General features: G+C 61.8%; 15 protein-coding genes. 11 read left to right on the forward strand and 4 right to left on the reverse strand.

The window, feature by feature from the left end:
- Nucleotides 1-28: 28 nt before the first annotated feature.
- Together AC6I99_RS01010 and AC6I99_RS01015 are read right to left on the reverse strand one after the other, a co-directional pair.
- The gene (locus tag AC6I99_RS01010; protein WP_497943858.1) at nt 29-988 is read right to left on the reverse strand and encodes a 2-hydroxyacid dehydrogenase; all 960 of its coding nucleotides are present in this window, start codon (nt 986-988) and stop codon (nt 29-31) included.
- Entirely contained in the window at nt 985-2,184 is a 1,200-nt protein-coding gene (locus AC6I99_RS01015) for a pyridoxal phosphate-dependent aminotransferase (RefSeq protein WP_224094666.1), read from the reverse strand. The genes AC6I99_RS01010 and AC6I99_RS01015 overlap by 4 nt, the downstream gene beginning before the upstream one ends.
- Before the next feature lie 157 nt (nt 2,185-2,341).
- On the opposite strand from AC6I99_RS01015, the gene AC6I99_RS01020 reads away from it, so the two are divergent.
- The 9 genes from AC6I99_RS01020 (at nt 2,342) to AC6I99_RS01060 (ending at nt 9,478) form a co-directional block, all read left to right on the forward strand.
- Nucleotides 2,342-2,962: a DedA family protein gene (locus AC6I99_RS01020; protein ID WP_224094667.1), complete on the forward strand. Its 621-nt coding sequence runs from the start codon at nt 2,342-2,344 to the stop codon at nt 2,960-2,962.
- A 95-nt stretch (nt 2,963-3,057) separates the two neighbouring features.
- Complete coding sequence (locus AC6I99_RS01025) at nt 3,058-3,360, forward strand: urease subunit gamma (RefSeq protein ID WP_224094669.1); 303 nt, start codon at nt 3,058-3,060, stop codon at nt 3,358-3,360.
- A 9-nt stretch (nt 3,361-3,369) separates the two neighbouring features.
- Nucleotides 3,370-3,738 (forward strand): urease subunit beta, encoded by a 369-nt coding sequence (locus AC6I99_RS01030; protein WP_224094672.1) that lies wholly within the window; start codon nt 3,370-3,372, stop codon nt 3,736-3,738.
- Entirely contained in the window at nt 3,735-5,465 is a 1,731-nt protein-coding gene (gene ureC, locus AC6I99_RS01035; protein WP_497943857.1) for an urease subunit alpha, read from the forward strand. The genes AC6I99_RS01030 and ureC overlap by 4 nt, the downstream gene beginning before the upstream one ends.
- A 7-nt stretch (nt 5,466-5,472) precedes the next feature.
- A complete protein-coding gene (ureE, locus tag AC6I99_RS01040; RefSeq protein ID WP_497943856.1) occupies nt 5,473-5,946 on the forward strand; it encodes an urease accessory protein UreE in 474 nt (157 codons plus the stop codon).
- 141 nt (nt 5,947-6,087) lie between these two features.
- A complete protein-coding gene (locus AC6I99_RS01045; RefSeq protein ID WP_497943855.1) occupies nt 6,088-6,759 on the forward strand; it encodes an urease accessory protein UreF in 672 nt (223 codons plus the stop codon).
- Between the two features lie 12 nt (nt 6,760-6,771).
- Nucleotides 6,772-7,389, forward strand: coding sequence for an urease accessory protein UreG (ureG, locus tag AC6I99_RS01050; protein WP_497943854.1), 618 nt, complete (start codon nt 6,772-6,774; stop codon nt 7,387-7,389).
- Entirely contained in the window at nt 7,386-8,369 is a 984-nt protein-coding gene (locus tag AC6I99_RS01055) for an urease accessory protein UreD (RefSeq protein ID WP_497943853.1), read from the forward strand. The genes ureG and AC6I99_RS01055 overlap by 4 nt, the downstream gene beginning before the upstream one ends.
- Nucleotides 8,369-9,478: a HoxN/HupN/NixA family nickel/cobalt transporter gene (locus tag AC6I99_RS01060; protein WP_497943852.1), complete on the forward strand. Its 1,110-nt coding sequence runs from the start codon at nt 8,369-8,371 to the stop codon at nt 9,476-9,478. Before AC6I99_RS01055 ends, AC6I99_RS01060 begins: the two co-directional genes overlap by 1 nt.
- Here the strand turns inward: AC6I99_RS01060 and AC6I99_RS01065 are convergent.
- Nucleotides 9,456-10,433 (reverse strand): serine hydrolase domain-containing protein, encoded by a 978-nt coding sequence (locus AC6I99_RS01065; protein ID WP_497959814.1) that lies wholly within the window; start codon nt 10,431-10,433, stop codon nt 9,456-9,458. The genes AC6I99_RS01060 and AC6I99_RS01065 overlap by 23 nt on opposite strands.
- Nucleotides 10,434-10,570: 137 nt before the next feature.
- Here AC6I99_RS01065 and AC6I99_RS01070 point away from each other — a divergent pair, with 137 nt between their 5' ends.
- On the forward strand, nt 10,571-11,080 hold the full coding sequence (locus tag AC6I99_RS01070) for an RNA polymerase sigma factor (protein WP_309931705.1): 510 nt from the start codon (nt 10,571-10,573) through the stop codon (nt 11,078-11,080).
- Between the two features lies 1 nt (nt 11,081).
- Nucleotides 11,082-12,080, forward strand: a complete 999-nt coding sequence (locus AC6I99_RS01075; protein WP_497959817.1) for a hypothetical protein — start codon at nt 11,082-11,084, stop codon at nt 12,078-12,080.
- A gap of 67 nt (nt 12,081-12,147) precedes the next feature.
- Here the strand turns inward: AC6I99_RS01075 and AC6I99_RS01080 are convergent, their stop codons facing one another.
- Nucleotides 12,148-14,913 (reverse strand): alpha-amylase family glycosyl hydrolase, encoded by a 2,766-nt coding sequence (locus AC6I99_RS01080; RefSeq protein WP_497959819.1) that lies wholly within the window; start codon nt 14,911-14,913, stop codon nt 12,148-12,150.
- Between the last annotated feature and the right edge of the window lie 209 nt (nt 14,914-15,122).

Here is a 15,122-nt window from a genome sequence, read left to right on the forward strand (position 1 = left end):
GCCGTCACAGCAACTGTCGCGGCGTCCCTTAGCCGATGGGAGTCGGCGGTTGTTTCCCCCCGAGCACGGCGAGCGTGTTATCCGCCGCGAGTACTGCCATGGCAGTGCGCGTTTCTACGGTGGCGGAGCCGAGGTGCGGCACCAGCGTCACGTTTTCCAGCTCCAGCAGCCACGGGTGCACCTTGGGCTCTTGTTCAAACACATCAAGGCCTGCGCCTGCGATCTGTCCTTCGCGGAGGGCCAGGGCGAGTGCGGATTCGTCGATGATGGGTCCGCGGGCCGTGTTGACGAGGTAGGCGGAGTCCTTCATCGTGCTGAGTTGCTCGGCGCCGATCAGGTGGTGCGTGCCCGGCCCGTACGGGCAGTGCAGTGAGACGACGTCGGAGATCGCAAGCAGTTCGTCGAGCTCCACCCGCCGTGCGCCGAGTTCTGCGGCGATGGCGGGGTCGATTTCGCTGCGGGACTGGTAGACGATCTCCATGCCGAAGGCCTTGGCCCGGCGGGCTGTGGCTTGTCCGATGCCACCCATTCCGACGATGCCCAGGGTCTTGCCCTGCAGGCTGGAGCCGAGCAGGAAGAACATGCCCCATTTCCATGGCTGACCGGCCCGGATGAGCCGTTCGCCCTCGCCGAGCCGACGGGTGGCCATGAGGATGAGTCCGAACGCGATGTCGGCTGTGGCTTCGGTAAGCACGCCCGGGGTGTTGGTGGCGGTGATGCCGCGTTCCGTGCAGGCAGGGACGTCGATGTTGTCGTAACCCACGGCGACGTTGGAGACGACCTTCAGCTGCGGACCGGCGGCGTCGAGCAGTTCAGCGTCGATGCGTTCGGTGAGCAGGCTGACGATCGCGTCAGCTCCGGCCACCCGCCGCAGGAGTTCCTCGCGGCTGATTGATTCGGAGCCTTCCCAGGCGTCAACGTCGTGGGAAGCGCGGAGCTTTTCGAGTGCCGGCTGGGGCACGCGTCCTGTGACGACTACGCGGCTCATGCTGCCTCGATCCATTCGCGCAGGCGGCCCAGGCCCTCACGGATGGCGTCCGCTTCGATGCCGGAGTAGGCCAGGCGGATGTACTGCCGTTCCTCGCCTGGCAGTCGCCGGCCGAAGTGTTCACGGGTGCAGAAGGAAACGCCCGTCTTGTATAGGGCGTCGGAAGCGAAGTCGCCGACGGCGGTGTAGCCCAGCCGCTGCATGGCTTCGGTGACGTCGGGGAACAGGTAGAACGTGGACTGGGGCACGGCCACGCTCATGCCGGGGATGGCGTTGACAATGTCGCACGCGGCGTCCCGGCGTTCCTTCAGGATGTCCAGCATCTGCTGCACCGGTTCCTGGGGGCCGCGGAGTGCTTCGATGCCGGCCCACTGCACGTAGTGCGTGGTGCACGATTCATCGTTGGTGTTCAGGGTGCTGAGCACCTGCGCGATCTCGCGCGGGGCCACAGCACAGCCAAGGCGTGAGCCGGTCATGGCGAACTTCTTGCTGAACGTGTACAGGATCACGGTGCGTTCGGCCATGCCCGGAAGGGAAGCAATCGAGCTGGAGACACCTTCGTAGCGGGTTTCGAAATACGCTTCGTCGGATAGGACCCAGAGGTCGTGCTCGATCGCGATTTGGGCGATGGCTTCACGTTCGGCCGCCGTGGACTCGGCAGAGATGGGGTTCTGCAGGTCGTTGTAGATGATCGCGGCCGTGTTCGGAGTGATGGACGCACGGACCTGGTCAAGGTCGATCGCGAAGCCCTTGCTCGTGGGCACGTAACGGTACGGGACGGCCGTCCCGCCGAGGTATTCGATCTGCGACTCGTAGATCGGGAAGCCGGGATTGGGGTAGAGCACTTCCTGGCCGGGGTTCATGACCGCCTGCAGGAACTTGGTGATCACTGGCTTGCCGCCGGTCATCACCACAACGTTCTCCGGAGAGAACTCCATGCCACGCCGTGACCCTAGGTCCTCGGCCAGGGCTTCCCGGAGCTGGGGGATGCCAGGACCCGGGCAGTAGCCCGTGTACCCGTCGGCAATGGCCTTGTTCATGGCCTCAACGATGTGCGGGGCCGTCGGGATATTGATATCGCCGAGGTGGAAGGGATACACCAGGTTTCCCTTCGACTTCCAAGCGGCAGCGGCCTGCGCGACGCTGAAAGCAGTTTCGGTGCCCAGACGTTCGAGCCGGTGTGCGAGTTTCTGCATCTGCTGTTTAACTCCTCATCGAGCTGATCACGGTCTCACGTGAAGTACTCAACTAGTATATTAGTGATGTATTAGACTGTCTATGGATAAGCCGTCACTAAAAACAGAGCGCGAAAACGACTCCCGCCGGACCCGCTGACCTGACACACTCAAGCCCATGCAGTCGTTGTTCGACGGACTCCTTCACGCCAGCCCGCTGGTAGTGATGTGCATCGTGTTCGCACTGGTCTTTGCCGAGGACGCGTTGTTTATCGGCTTCGTGATCCCAGGCGAAACGGCGGCCGTGGTGGGGGGAGTCTTTGCCAGCCGTGGTGACCTTCCGCTGTGGAGCATGATCATGATCGTCATCTCGGCAGCCATCCTGGGTGACACTGTGGGCTACGAGATCGGCAAACACCTGGGTCCACGGATTATGGCCCTGAAACTCCTGGATAAGAGACGGGCCCAGCTGCAGAAAGCCGAGGATTTCCTCGCCCGCCGTGGCGGCCTCGCCGTATTCCTCGGCCGCTTCACCGCCTTTTTCCGCGCCGTCATGCCGGCGCTCGCCGGGCTCAGCCGGATGCCCTACCGCCGCTTCGCCATCTGGAACTTCACAGGTGGCATCATCTGGGGTGCACTGTTCGTGACCCTGGGATTCATCGCCGGGAACTCCTACGAAGAACTAGCCCATGCAGTGGGGCGCGGTGCCGCAGTGGTGGTGGGCGTCGTCGTGGTTGTCATGCTCGGCGTGTGGCAGGTCCGAAAGCATCGAACGGCGGCAAAACCCACAGCTGACTGAGACCCTCTGGAAACGTGGCGGAAACGTCCAGTCCTTACGCTGATCACAAACTGTCCCTTAGTGTGCACCCAGGTAGCGGCTTTTGAGGAGAATTGATGCATCTTTTGCCCCGTGAGCAGGAAAAACTCATGATCGTGGTGGCTGCCGATCTGGCCAGGCGAAGGCAGGCGCGCGGATTGAAGCTGAACTACCCGGAAGCCATAGCGATCATCAGCTACGAGCTCATCGAGGGCGCGCGGGACGGCAAATCCGTCGCGGAGCTCATGAGTTACGGAACCACGTTGCTGAGCCGCGAGGACGTGATGGAAGGCGTGCCGGAGATGATCCACGACGTCCAAATCGAAGCCACCTTCACCGATGGCACAAAGCTCGTCACAGTCCACAACCCCATCCGATAGGAGCCACCCATGATCCCCGGTGAATACAGGCTGCGCCCCGAGCCAATCGCGTGCAACAACGGCCGTGAGGCGATCGCCGTCGAGGTTGTCAATCGAGGCGACCGTCCAGTCCAGATCGGTTCGCACTACCACTTCGCGGAGGCCAACCGTGCCCTGGAGTTCGACCGTGAAGCCGCGTACGGCCGCCGCTTGGACATCCCCGCCGGCACAGCAGCCCGCTTTGAACCGGGCGACAAGAAGACCGTGCACCTGGTGGAGCTGGCAGGTTCCCGCGAAGTTTTCGGCCTGAGTAACGCCGTCAATGGAATGCTCGACGGCGGCACCCGCCCCGGCGGGACCGCTCGCCCGGGTGTTGCTATGGAAGGAGATGCGAAGTGAGCTTCGAGCTTCCCCGCCGGCAATACGCCGAGCTGTACGGCCCAACGACAGGTGACGCAATCCGCCTGGCGGACACGGAACTGTTCCTCGAAATTGAGAACGACTACACCGTCTACGGCGAAGAAGTGGTCTTCGGGGGCGGCAAAGTCATCCGCGACGGCATGGGCCAAAACGGCCAGGCGACGCGCTCCGAGGACATCCCCGACACTGTCATCACCAACGTCATCGTCCTGGACTACTCGGGCATCTACAAGGCCGATGTAGCCCTGAAGGACGGGCACATTTTCAAGATCGGCAAAGCCGGCAACCCGCAGATCATGGACGGCGTGGACATCGTGATCGGCGCCAGCACCGAGATAGTCGCCGGGGAACGCAAAATCCTCACAGCCGGTGGCGTCGACACACACATCCATTTCATTTCCCCCGAACAGGTTCCCACTGCACTCTGCAGCGGCGTGACCACAATGGTGGGCGGGGGCACGGGACCTGCGGAAGGAACCAAAGCCACCACCATCACCCCCGGATCCTGGCACATCTCCCGCATGCTCCAGGCTGCCGAAGGGCTCCCCATCAATATCGGCCTGCTGGGCAAAGGCCACGCGTCCGCCGTCGAGCCCCTCGCGGAGCAGATCCGCGCCGGTGCCGTAGGCCTGAAAGTCCATGAGGACTGGGGCTCCACCACGTCCTCCATAGACATGTCCCTGCGGGTGGCCGACGAATACGACATCCAGGTCGCTATCCACACAGACACCCTCAACGAATGCGGCTTCGTGGAGGACACCATCAACGCAATCGACGGCCGGGTCATCCACACCTTCCACACAGAGGGCGCCGGCGGCGGTCACGCCCCGGACATCATCAAGATCGCCGGGCTGCCCAACGTGCTACCCGCCTCCACCAACCCCACGCTTCCGTACACCAAAAACACCATAGAAGAGCACCTGGACATGCTCATGGTCTGCCACCACCTCAACCCGGACATCCCGGAAGACGTGGCCTTCGCCGACTCCCGCATCCGTGCCGAAACCATCGCCGCCGAGGACGTCCTGCACGATCTCGGCATCTTCGCCATCACGTCCTCGGACTCCCAGGCAATGGGCCGCGTAGGCGAGGTGATCACCCGGACCTGGCAAGTGGCCGATGCCATGAAACGGCAGCGCGGCATGCTGAAGGACCCAACCGGTGCCCCGCACGGCTCAGCAGAAAGCGACAACTTCCGGCTCAAACGCTACATAGCCAAATACACCATCAACCCCGCCATCGCACAGGGCATGGCAGACGTCATTGGCTCCGTCGAAGAAGGAAAATTCGCGGACCTGGTGTTGTGGGACCCCGCCTTCTTCGGAGTGAAACCCGAGCTCGTCATCAAAGGCGGACAGATCGCCTACGCACTCATGGGCGACTCCAACGCCTCCATTCCCACGCCGCAGCCCCGCACCATGCGGCCCATGTTCGCCACCTACGGAAGAGCACTCCAACACACGTCCATCACGTTCCTCTCCAAAGCCGCGATCGACGCCGGTGTGCCGGCCGAGCTTGGCCTCGAACGCCTCATCCGGCCCGTCACCGGCATCAGGAACCTGCGCAAAGCCGACCTCAAGTTCAACGGCGAAACCCCCGACATCGTCGTCGACCCCGAAACCTACAAGGTGACAGTTGACGGCGTCGAAGCCACCTGCGAACCCTCCGACGTGCTGCCCATGGCGCAGCGCTACCACCTCTTCTAGGACCCACATGATCATCGAAAAAATCCTGGGCAACCTCCACGAACAGCCCGACGCCTACGCCGGCCGCCACAAAGAAAAAGTGATCCTACCCAGCGCCCTGCTCGTCAAACGCATCCAACGCGTCACCACCGACCACGGCAAAGAACTCGGCATACGGCTCCCCACCGGATCCGGCGACCTGCGCGACGGCGACATCCTCGCCGCCGACGACACCAACCTCATCGTCATCTCCGTGCTGCCAACAGACGTCCTCGTCATAGCTCCGCGCAGCATCCACGAAATGGGGGTCGTCGCACACTCCCTCGGCAACCGGCATCTGCAGGCGCAATTCTTCGACACCTCATCCGAATACGGGGCCGACGTCATGGTCTGCCAGTATGACCACACGGTCGAGGACTACCTGAAGAGCGTCGGTGTTCCCTACGACAGGCAAGAGCGGGTCATGCCGGTGCCCTTCCGCCATGCTGAGCATTCGCACTAAAGCGCTGCGCTGCGTCAGGTTGGGTGCGCGCGCTTGCGCTCCACTGGGAAGGGGGCCGTGCCCGCTCCGCGATGCCCGCCACGCCGCGGCCCCCTTCCCAGCTCCGCTCCAGCGCGCAGCCCTCACCTCGGGCGGTGCGCTTTGAGTGCGACATATCAGCTGGCTCTTCAGCAGTTGGTCGACTCTGCGTTGCCTACGGGAGCGTTTGCTCATTCTTTGGGGTTTGAGAGCTACATCCACCGCGGGCTTGTTGGTGATGAGGGGTCGTTCGGGGTTTGGCTTTCTGCTTTTGTTGGGCAGCAGTTGACCTATTCGGATGGGTTGGCCGTGCGGTTCTTGTATGAGGGGGTGGATGTTGGCTTGTTGGATGCTGTTCTTTCTTCCCAGTTGTTGGCTCGGGAAGTGCGGGAGGCTTCTTTGAAGATGGGTGGGCGGTTGCTCGAGATTGGCGGGGAGGTGTTCCCGTCGGGGGAGTTGGATGCTTATCGGGAGCTGGTTCGTGAGGGGGACGCTGGGGGGCACCAACCGTTGGCTTTTGGGGTGATTGCTCGGTCACTGCAGGTTCCGTACGAGGAGGCTGTTTCTGCGTATTTGTTTGCCACCGTCACGTCCCTGACCCAGAACGCCGTGCGCGCCATACCGCTTGGGCAGAACGCAGGGCAGCGGGTACTTCGGCACGCGCACGACGCCGTCGCTGCCGCCGTCCGGGATATAGCACAACTGTGCTGGGACGACTTTGGGGCCGTCAGCCCCGGACTTGAAATTTCACAAATGCGGCACGAACGGCAACGCGCCCGCATGTTCATGAGCTAATCAGGAGGACACATGTCTGAACCCATCAAAATCGGCGTCGGCGGGCCGGTCGGCGCCGGCAAGACGCAACTCGTCGAGCGCATCACGCGCCACATGAGCCGCGACATTTCCATGGCCGCCATCACCAACGACATCTACACCATCGAAGACGCCAAAATCCTCGCAGCCAACGGCATCCTGCCCGAAGACCGCATCATCGGAGTCGAAACCGGCGGCTGCCCCCACACCGCCATCCGTGAAGACACCTCCATGAACACAGCAGCCATCGAAGAACTCAAGAGGCGCCATCCGGACCTGCAGGTCATCTTCGTCGAATCCGGCGGCGACAACCTCTCAGCCACATTCAGCCCCGAACTCGTAGACTTCTCGATCTACATCATCGACGTAGCCCAAGGCGAAAAGATCCCCCGCAAAGCCGGCCAAGGCATGATCAAATCCGACCTCTTCATCATCAACAAAACGGACCTCGCGCCGTTTGTGGGGGCGGACCTCGCGGTAATGGAGCGGGACTCCAAGGAATTCCGCGGCAACAAACCCTTCTGCTTCACCAACCTGAAGACCGACGAAGGGTTGGACGCCGTCCTGGAGTGGATCCGCCGAGATGTCCTGATGCTCGACCTGGCCGTATGACCCCGCCCAAGTCCACTCTCATCTCACCAGGGGCGGCGCCCGGGTCGAGTCCGGCGGCTTCGCCGGATTTGGGGCCGTGCCCGCTCCGCGGTGCCCACCACGCCGCGGCCCCCAAATCCGGCTCAGCCGCCTCAGCGTTTAGGACGCCGAGGGGCGAACTCCAATTGCGCGTCGCCGAGCGGGCTGGGCGATCCGTTGCCATCCATCAGTTTCATGAGGGCGCCTTGCGGGTTTTGCGGCCTCATTACTTGGATGGGTCCGGGCAGGTTTGCTACGTCATCGTGAATCCTGGCGGGGCTTATCTTGGGGGCGATCTGTTCCTCGTAGATGTTCACGTGCAAGAGGGGGCGGAGCTGTTGTTGACTACGCAGTCTGCCACCAAGGTTTATCGGACTCCGGGCTCGTTTGCTGAGCAGCGGATGAGTGTGCGGCTGGGGGAGGGGGCGCGGTTGGAGTTCGTGCCCGACCAGTTGATTGCTTATCGGGAGGCGAGTTATCGGCAGAATTCGCGCATCAGCCTCCACCCGACGTCGAGCCTTGTCATGGCTGAGGTCATCACGCCAGGGTGGTCGCCGGACGGCGCATCCTTCAAGTACGAAGAACTGCGACTGCGGAACGAGATCTGGATCGAAGACGAAAACGGAGCGAAACTGCTGGCTCTCGACAACCTCCTGATTCTCCCACCCGTCAACGATGTGGCAGGCATGGGGTTCATGGAGGGCTTCAGTCACCTGGGGTCGTTGATCGTGGTGGATCAGAAAGTGGATCAGGAGCTTGCCGATGAGCTGCACGAGCTCACCCGCCACCTCGACGCCTACACGGGCGTTTCCCTGACCAAAAGTGTTGGCGGCACTACGGGGCTTGTGCTGAGATCCTTGTCAAACAGCACCGACGAACTCAATCATCTGCTGGGCTCTTGCACCGGCGTTCTCCGTAAACGCTGGCACGGGCAGGAGCCCTTGAACCTGAGGAAGTATTAATGACTGCGCTGACCGGGTTCGCCGCCATGTACCGGGACCGGGAGAAGTTGCCATTGCGCACCCGGCTGCTTTTCACGTTCGGCGCGGTCGCCGCCCTACACATTGCCGCCGTCGTGCTTTTGCTGCTGGGTTCGCTTTCACCGCAGGGTTTGGTGGCGGCCCAGCCGCTTGCGTTCGGCTTGGTGATTACCGCGTACGTGGCCGGAATCAAGCACAGCTACGACTGGGACCACATCGCTGCGATCGATAACTCAACGCGCAAGTTCGTCGCGCAGCACAAGGATCCGGTGAGCGTCGGCTTCGCATTCAGCCTGGGCCACAGTTCCGTGGTGATCCTGGCGGGGCTCCTCGTGGTGGCGGGCGCAACGTTGATAGGCCAATTCATGGAGGACGGCACGGCGGGCAACAAGGTGCTGGGCCTGATCGGAAGCGGAGTGTCCGGTTTGTTCCTCCTGGGGATGGGGCTCTTCAACGGTTCGGCATTCATGCGTGCCACGCAGGTGTACTGGAGCGTCAAGGCCGGTGCGGCGATCAGTGCAGAAGACCTCGAGGCCAAAGGATTTGTTGCCCGTTTGCTGGCCAAGCCCCTGTCAAAGGTGGAGCGGCCGCGGAACATCTACGTGATCGGTTTCCTCTTCGGGCTCGGCTTCGATACGGCCACCACCATCGGACTACTGGTTATCACCACGACGGCGTCAATCGCCGGAGTCTCACCGCTCGCCTTGATGGCGCTGCCGTTCGCGTTCGCCGCGGCCATGACATTGTGCGATTCCATCAACGGCGTGGCCATGATGAAAATGTACAACTCCGCCATCAACGACCCCCAGCGCAAGCTCGGCTTCAACGTGGTGATCACCGGAATTTCGGCTGTGTCGGCGCTGTTCATCTCCGTGATCACGCTCGGGAGATTCGTCAACGCGGCGTTTGAACTCGAAGACCCGCTGACTACGTGGCTTGGAGGGATCGACCTTGGCGACGCAGGCCTGTTCCTTGTGGGCCTGTTCCTGATCGCATGGGCTGTTTCCGCGTGGCGTGCCCGCTCAGCTCGAAGCGCGCGCTTGGAACCAGGACAGTTGGAGCCAGGGCTCAGGAGGCAGCCACCGCGTTGAAAAGCTCATTGGTGTCCACGCCAAGGTCCGGTGTGTCCAGGACATTCGTCAGGAACACGACGCACCGGTCCTGCTCCGGGAACATCCACCATTCCGTGCCCGACCACCCGGGGTGACCGTAGATCCCCTGGGCAAGCAGCTCGGATTCGTTGGCTGGCATCTGGAAACCAAGGCCGGTGTGCCGCAAGGGCTTGGGCCGGACACTGATGTGGGAAACCCCGGTGGTTCTTGGCCGGCGCATGGCCGCAAGCGTGGCGGGCCGCACGGCCTTGCCGGAATTGCGCAGCAACTCGGTGCCGAGATTGAGCAGATCCGTGGCGGTGCCGAACAGCCCGGCGCCGGGGTGCTTCTTCTTGTACATCCCCTCAACGTCCAGCCCCTGCTCCTCTGCGCCACGGACTGTGTGCGGATTGCAGTCCGTGTGGAACGTGAGGCCTTTCGCGCCGGTGTCGTTGGCCAATGAACTGAGCTGCTCTTCGAACGGGCGACCATCGGCCCATTCAGCCATCGCCGCAGCACCCTCAAAAGCCACATTGCAGTACTGGACCAACGATCCCGCATAGAAGGCTTGCTCCGCCGTGGTGAGGTCTTCGCGGAGGCGAGTGCCGCCGTCGAGCTGTGTATCCATGATTCCCGAGCGGTGACTTAACAGGTGTTCGAGGGTCACAGTGTCCGTGCGGCCGGCGCCGAAGCCGGGGAGCGCGTCCGTCAATGAATTGCCGAGCGACAATTTCCCCAGCTCCACCTGGCGCATCACCGTCAGTGCGCTGATGGGTTTCGTGACTGAGAACAGGGCAAAGTGGTCATCGGTGGTTGCCTTCCGGCCGTCGTCGTGCCCAAAGGCGACAACGTCGGAGATGCCGTGGCTCGATCCAATTCCCAGCACGGCCACCGGCACGCGCCCCTGATCCACCTGTTTGCGGGCCCAGTCTGCTGCGGGACCTGATTCCACCATGTGACTTCCACGCTTTCGCTCGGGTTCGGTGGGACGAATCTATCGAAAATTCTCCAAGCCGCGTGTAACCGTGGGACGTCGGCCGGAAACTATAGAAGTATCCTGCAGTTCAGGACACTACTTTCAGGGGGAAAATCGTGCTTTCCGAGCGCGAACTGGCGTTTATCGCCATTCACAAAAACAGCTATCCATCCGTTTTCAGATTTGTCCGCCGCAGGGTGGAATCGGCGGAAATTGCCGAAGAAATCGCGGCGGACGTTTTCCGCGTCGTGTGGCAAAAATGGGACGACAACTCCCAACCCGATGTCCCGTACCTGCTCACTGTTGCGCGCAATCTCGTCGGCAATGCCTACAGGAGCCGTGACCGCCAACAGGCACTGCAGGAAAAGCTACGCACGACGGCGGTGGAGCGTTTCGGGGACGACTCCGAGAACGTCGTGGTACAGGATGCCATGGCCCGGCTCCGCGAACAGGATCGGGACATCCTCCAGCTGGCGTATTGGGACGGTTTGGGTTCCACCGAAATTGCGCGCGTACTCAACTGCAGTGAATCCGCAGCGAAGGTCCGCTTGCACCGCGCACGTGGTGCTTTCCGGAAACAGATGCCTGCAGGTGTCGAAACGACTACACACAAGATGGGAGTCTGAGATGGACCAGATCAAGAGCCAGATTTCCTCGATCGACCCTCTTGCCCACGAACCAGAGGCCGAAATCAACGGCGAAGAAGCCTTGGCCCGTATGCTGACAGGTCCTCGGGTTTTCAGTGACACTGTGCCGGCTGGAGTCAGCTCGCTCCAAGAGCGCAGGAACCGGAGGGTCCGGATTGCCGGAGCGTTGTTGCTGGGAGCTGCCGCTGTCACTGCCGGTGTCCTCGTGGCGGCCAACTTCGGGCCAATAAGCTCAACGCCGGCGCCGGCAGTCACCGTCACCACCCCTGAGCCAACGCCAACGCCAACGCCAAGCGTGTCCGCCACTCCTTCGCCAATAGCAACGCCAACTGCGACTCCGACGCCGGATGCCAGTCAGGCGCCGACCCCCACCGCACCAGCTGCGACCACCACTGCACCCGTGGCGCCGCCGGTCCAGGTGCCCACGATCCAGACATTCACCTTCCCTGATGGGCACGTCTCGTTCAGGTACCCCGCCGGTTGGACTGTTCGACCGGAACAAGGTCCTTCCGACGGAGTCACCGTTCTGGACAGCACGGGCGCTGAAGTCGCCTTTATGAGCAGCGGTTTCTACGGCGACGGTACTGCCGGGCTGGTGGACCGGACAGTTCTGGACCGTGCCGTGGTTCCTGGAGTAACGGATACAGCAGGAAACCAGGTGGAATTCGGTTTCTCCCTGAACTACATCATGAACATCGACTACAACTCCGGTAACGGGGGGATGCCCACGGCTAGTGGGCGTTCCGACTCTCCTCCGGTCTACGTCATGGACATCCGGCTGTCCTCCGAGCTTCAATCCGGGCAGACCTCATCCGGCACAAACCAGATCAGGATGCCCAACGGGTTCATGATCGCATACGTGAAATTTGATCTCGACAAGCAGCCCACGTTCGCCACCCCTGAAGCAGCGAAGGCGTGGATGGGTAGCGAACAGTACTCACAGCTGAAGGCCATGCTCCTGAGCGTGAGCTACAACTAGGCCCATCTGAGTAGCAGCAGTGCGCGTTTTGAGCGCTCAAAACGCGCACTGCTGCTACCTACTTGGGCTAGCGGGTGGTGAGTAGATGGCTGGCGGGGTCGTACCGGAAGGTGACCGGTCCGCCGTCGTGGTTCAGGGCTATGTTGCTGCCGTTCGGGGCGCCGCCCAAACCGTAGTTCTCAGCCCAGGAGCCGTTGATCGCGGCCTTGAACTCGTAGCTACCCGCTGCCAGGTCCGGCACGGATAGCTTCCAGATACCATCCACAGGGTCCAAGGCTAGCTGGGCCTGAGGGCAATCAGGCATCCAATCGCCGGCACAACCGAGCTCGGAGTTCAGGCTACCGGGAACGGATACGGCGGCGGGTTGCGTGCCGGCGGTCACGGCGCTGATCACGTTGGTTGTGTGGTCGTAGAGGAACGTGACGGCGCCGCCGCTGTGAGTGAACACCACATTGGGACCGTTCGGAACGCCATCCGCTCCGTAGTTCTCGTCCCACGTGCCGTTGAGCGCGGCCTTGAACCCGTACGTTCCGGCCGGCAGGTTCGGGACGTTCAGCTGCCACAGACGGTGCGTTGGTTCGTAAGTCATCGACGCTTGCTCGCACGACGGCTGCCAGTCTTCCGTGCAGCCAAGCTCGGTGTTGAGGCTGCCGGCCACGGTGACGGTTTCGGGCTGGGCCGGCTCGCCCACCACACCGCTGCGCGGCTCACTCGCCGACGTGTGGCCCGCGTTGTCCAGCACCACGGCACGGTACTCCACCGACGCGCCGGACTGCATCGCGGACACATCGTGGAAGACCTGGTACGGCGCGTTATCGTCTGTGCCGATCGACTCCCATTCCCCGCCCGCGGTCCGCGCCTGGAAAGTGACTTCATAGAAAGAATTACCGTCGACGTCGGCCGTTACCTTCATGCGCGTGGCGTCACCAGCAGCGGTGACCGGCTTCTTGAGAACGACGCCGGGTGCCGCCTTGGATTGCGCGAGTCGCCCCGCTGCCTGGTACACCACGGTGGAAAGAGGCGGAACTGAAACGGTCAGTTTCGCCTGCGTGTCAGTCTTTGCGTCGGCTGCAGCGTCGCCGTAAACGAGGTTGAACGGCTGCTTCGCTTCGTACGTGGGGATCTCCGCTGTTTGCGCACTCTCGCTGTTGTTCACGGCAACCACGTACTCACGTTGCTCTTTGGCGTCGATACGCGAGAAGGCGTAAATCCCCGGGGCGTCGGCGGCGTAGCGGTTCTGCTGCGCGCCGCTGCGGAGGGTGGGGTGCTCGGCGGTGAGTGCAGCAAGTTCGCTGATCTTCCTGTACAGCGGGTGCCCGGTATCGAAGTTGTCTGCTGCATGCGTCGCGCTTGTGCCCAGAAGGTCGTCATCAAGGTATTCCTGAACCTGGCTGGCGAACATGGATTGCCGTGAGTCCTGGTCCCCACCTGCCCCCGTGAATCCTTGCTCGTCGCCGTAGTAGACAACCGGGTTGCCGCGCGAGAAGTACATCAGCTCGTGGGCGAGTTCATCACGCTCGACGAGTTCGGCGTCTGACGCCCCGGCGTTGTCCTGGGCGATGAACGTTCCGATACGGCCCATGTCGTGGTTCCCCAGGAAGGTGGGCAGTTGGTACACGTTGGAGTCGGCGTCGGTGTACCAGTCATCTCCATTGAAGAACTCGGCCAAACCACTGGCCTTGCTGCTCTGGGAAGCGAAGCTGCGTGCAGCTCCCTGGAAACCGAAGTCGAGAACAGCCTGCATCTTGTTTTTGGTGGTGAACTTGGACGTGACGCTCTTGGAGGTATCGAAGACCTCGCCAAACATGAAGAATTCGTCCTTGCCCTGCTCCTTGGCGTAGCTCAGGACCTGCGGGCCAAACTGCTGCCAGAATTCATCGTTGACGTGCTTCATGGTGTCGATGCGGAAGCCGTCGATCCCGAAGTCGCGGATCCAACTCTTGTAGATATCAACAAATCCGTTGACCACGCGGGGATTCTCCGTGAACAGATCGTCCAAGCCGAAGAAGTCGCCGTAGAGCGCGTCCTCGCCGGAAAAGGTGGTGTTGCCACGGTTGTGATACAGCGTGGAGTCGTTGAGCCACGCGGGAACCTTGACGTCCTTCTCGGCTTCGGGGACCACCGGCGTGTAGGGGAAGGACGTTGATGGATCCAGTGCAGGAAAGTCCTGTGTGCCGGCGTAGTCGTGGTCATCGAAGGCCTCGCCCGCTGCCGTGCGGTACGGCTCTGTTTCCTTGGAAATGTACGGCGCTGACTCGGACTCCTGATACTGGATCACGTCCGCCGTGTGGTTGGTGATGATGTCGAAATAGACCTTCATGCCGCGTGCATGGGCGGCATCGATCAGCGTCTTCAGTTCAGCATTCGTGCCCAGATGGGGATCGATCTGCGTGAAATCCGTGACCCAGTACCCGTGGTAACCCGCGGAGCTGTTCTCCACTGACCCGTCACCTTGGACGGCCTTGTTCTTGAAGCTCGGTGTAAGCCAGAGGGCATTCGTTCCCAAACCCTGGATGTAGTCCAGACGGTCCTGGAGGCCTTTCAGGTCACCACCGTTGTAGAAGCCCTTGCGGGTGGGGTCGTAGCCGGACACCATCGGATCCGCACCCAGCCCGCCGTCGTCGTTGGCTTTTGTGCCGTTGTTGAAGCGGTCAGCCATGACGAAGTAGAAGTTCTGATCACTGACGCCGCCGCGGACTGAGTGTTGGCCGGCGGGATCAGGCGGCGTTTTCTTGGTGGTGGCGGCGCTCGCGGGAAGAACGGTGGAAGCCGTCACCACTGCGGTGGCGAGTACGACGGCGGGGACAATGGATCTATAGCTGCGAGATAGCAAGTGATGAAACCTTCCGCTAAGCGACTCTGCTGTGTGGCAACTCACAACTGTAAGCGCTTGCGCGGATTTGATCCATAGAAATAGATGTTTTTCTGAGAGTGAAGCACTGTTGCGGGTTCAATACTGGAAGCGCTTGCAGGACTTTTAGTCCAGATTGAGCCAAAATCCTATTGTTCGCCTGCATGACACTGTGCGGAAATGCTATGCAA

The sequence above is a fragment of the Arthrobacter sp. TmtSoilC77 genome (genome assembly GCF_059739415.1).

Coding starts and splice junctions, on each gene's coding strand:
- AC6I99_RS01020 (WP_224094667.1), top strand. CDS start 2,342: ATGCAGTCGTTGTTCGACGGACTCCTTCACGCCAGCCCGCTGGTAGTG.
- ureG (WP_497943854.1), top strand. CDS start 6,772: ATGTCTGAACCCATCAAAATCGGCGTCGGCGGGCCGGTCGGCGCCGGC.
- AC6I99_RS01010 (WP_497943858.1), bottom strand. CDS start 988: ATGAGCCGCGTAGTCGTCACAGGACGCGTGCCCCAGCCGGCACTCGAA.
- AC6I99_RS01015 (WP_224094666.1), bottom strand. CDS start 2,184: ATGCAGAAACTCGCACACCGGCTCGAACGTCTGGGCACCGAAACTGCT.
- AC6I99_RS01030 (WP_224094672.1), top strand. CDS start 3,370: ATGATCCCCGGTGAATACAGGCTGCGCCCCGAGCCAATCGCGTGCAAC.
- AC6I99_RS01025 (WP_224094669.1), top strand. CDS start 3,058: ATGCATCTTTTGCCCCGTGAGCAGGAAAAACTCATGATCGTGGTGGCT.
- AC6I99_RS01065 (WP_497959814.1), bottom strand. CDS start 10,433: ATGGTGGAATCAGGTCCCGCAGCAGACTGGGCCCGCAAACAGGTGGAT.
- AC6I99_RS01060 (WP_497943852.1), top strand. CDS start 8,369: ATGACTGCGCTGACCGGGTTCGCCGCCATGTACCGGGACCGGGAGAAG.
- AC6I99_RS01075 (WP_497959817.1), top strand. CDS start 11,082: ATGGACCAGATCAAGAGCCAGATTTCCTCGATCGACCCTCTTGCCCAC.
- AC6I99_RS01055 (WP_497943853.1), top strand. CDS start 7,386: ATGACCCCGCCCAAGTCCACTCTCATCTCACCAGGGGCGGCGCCCGGG.
- ureE (WP_497943856.1), top strand. CDS start 5,473: ATGATCATCGAAAAAATCCTGGGCAACCTCCACGAACAGCCCGACGCC.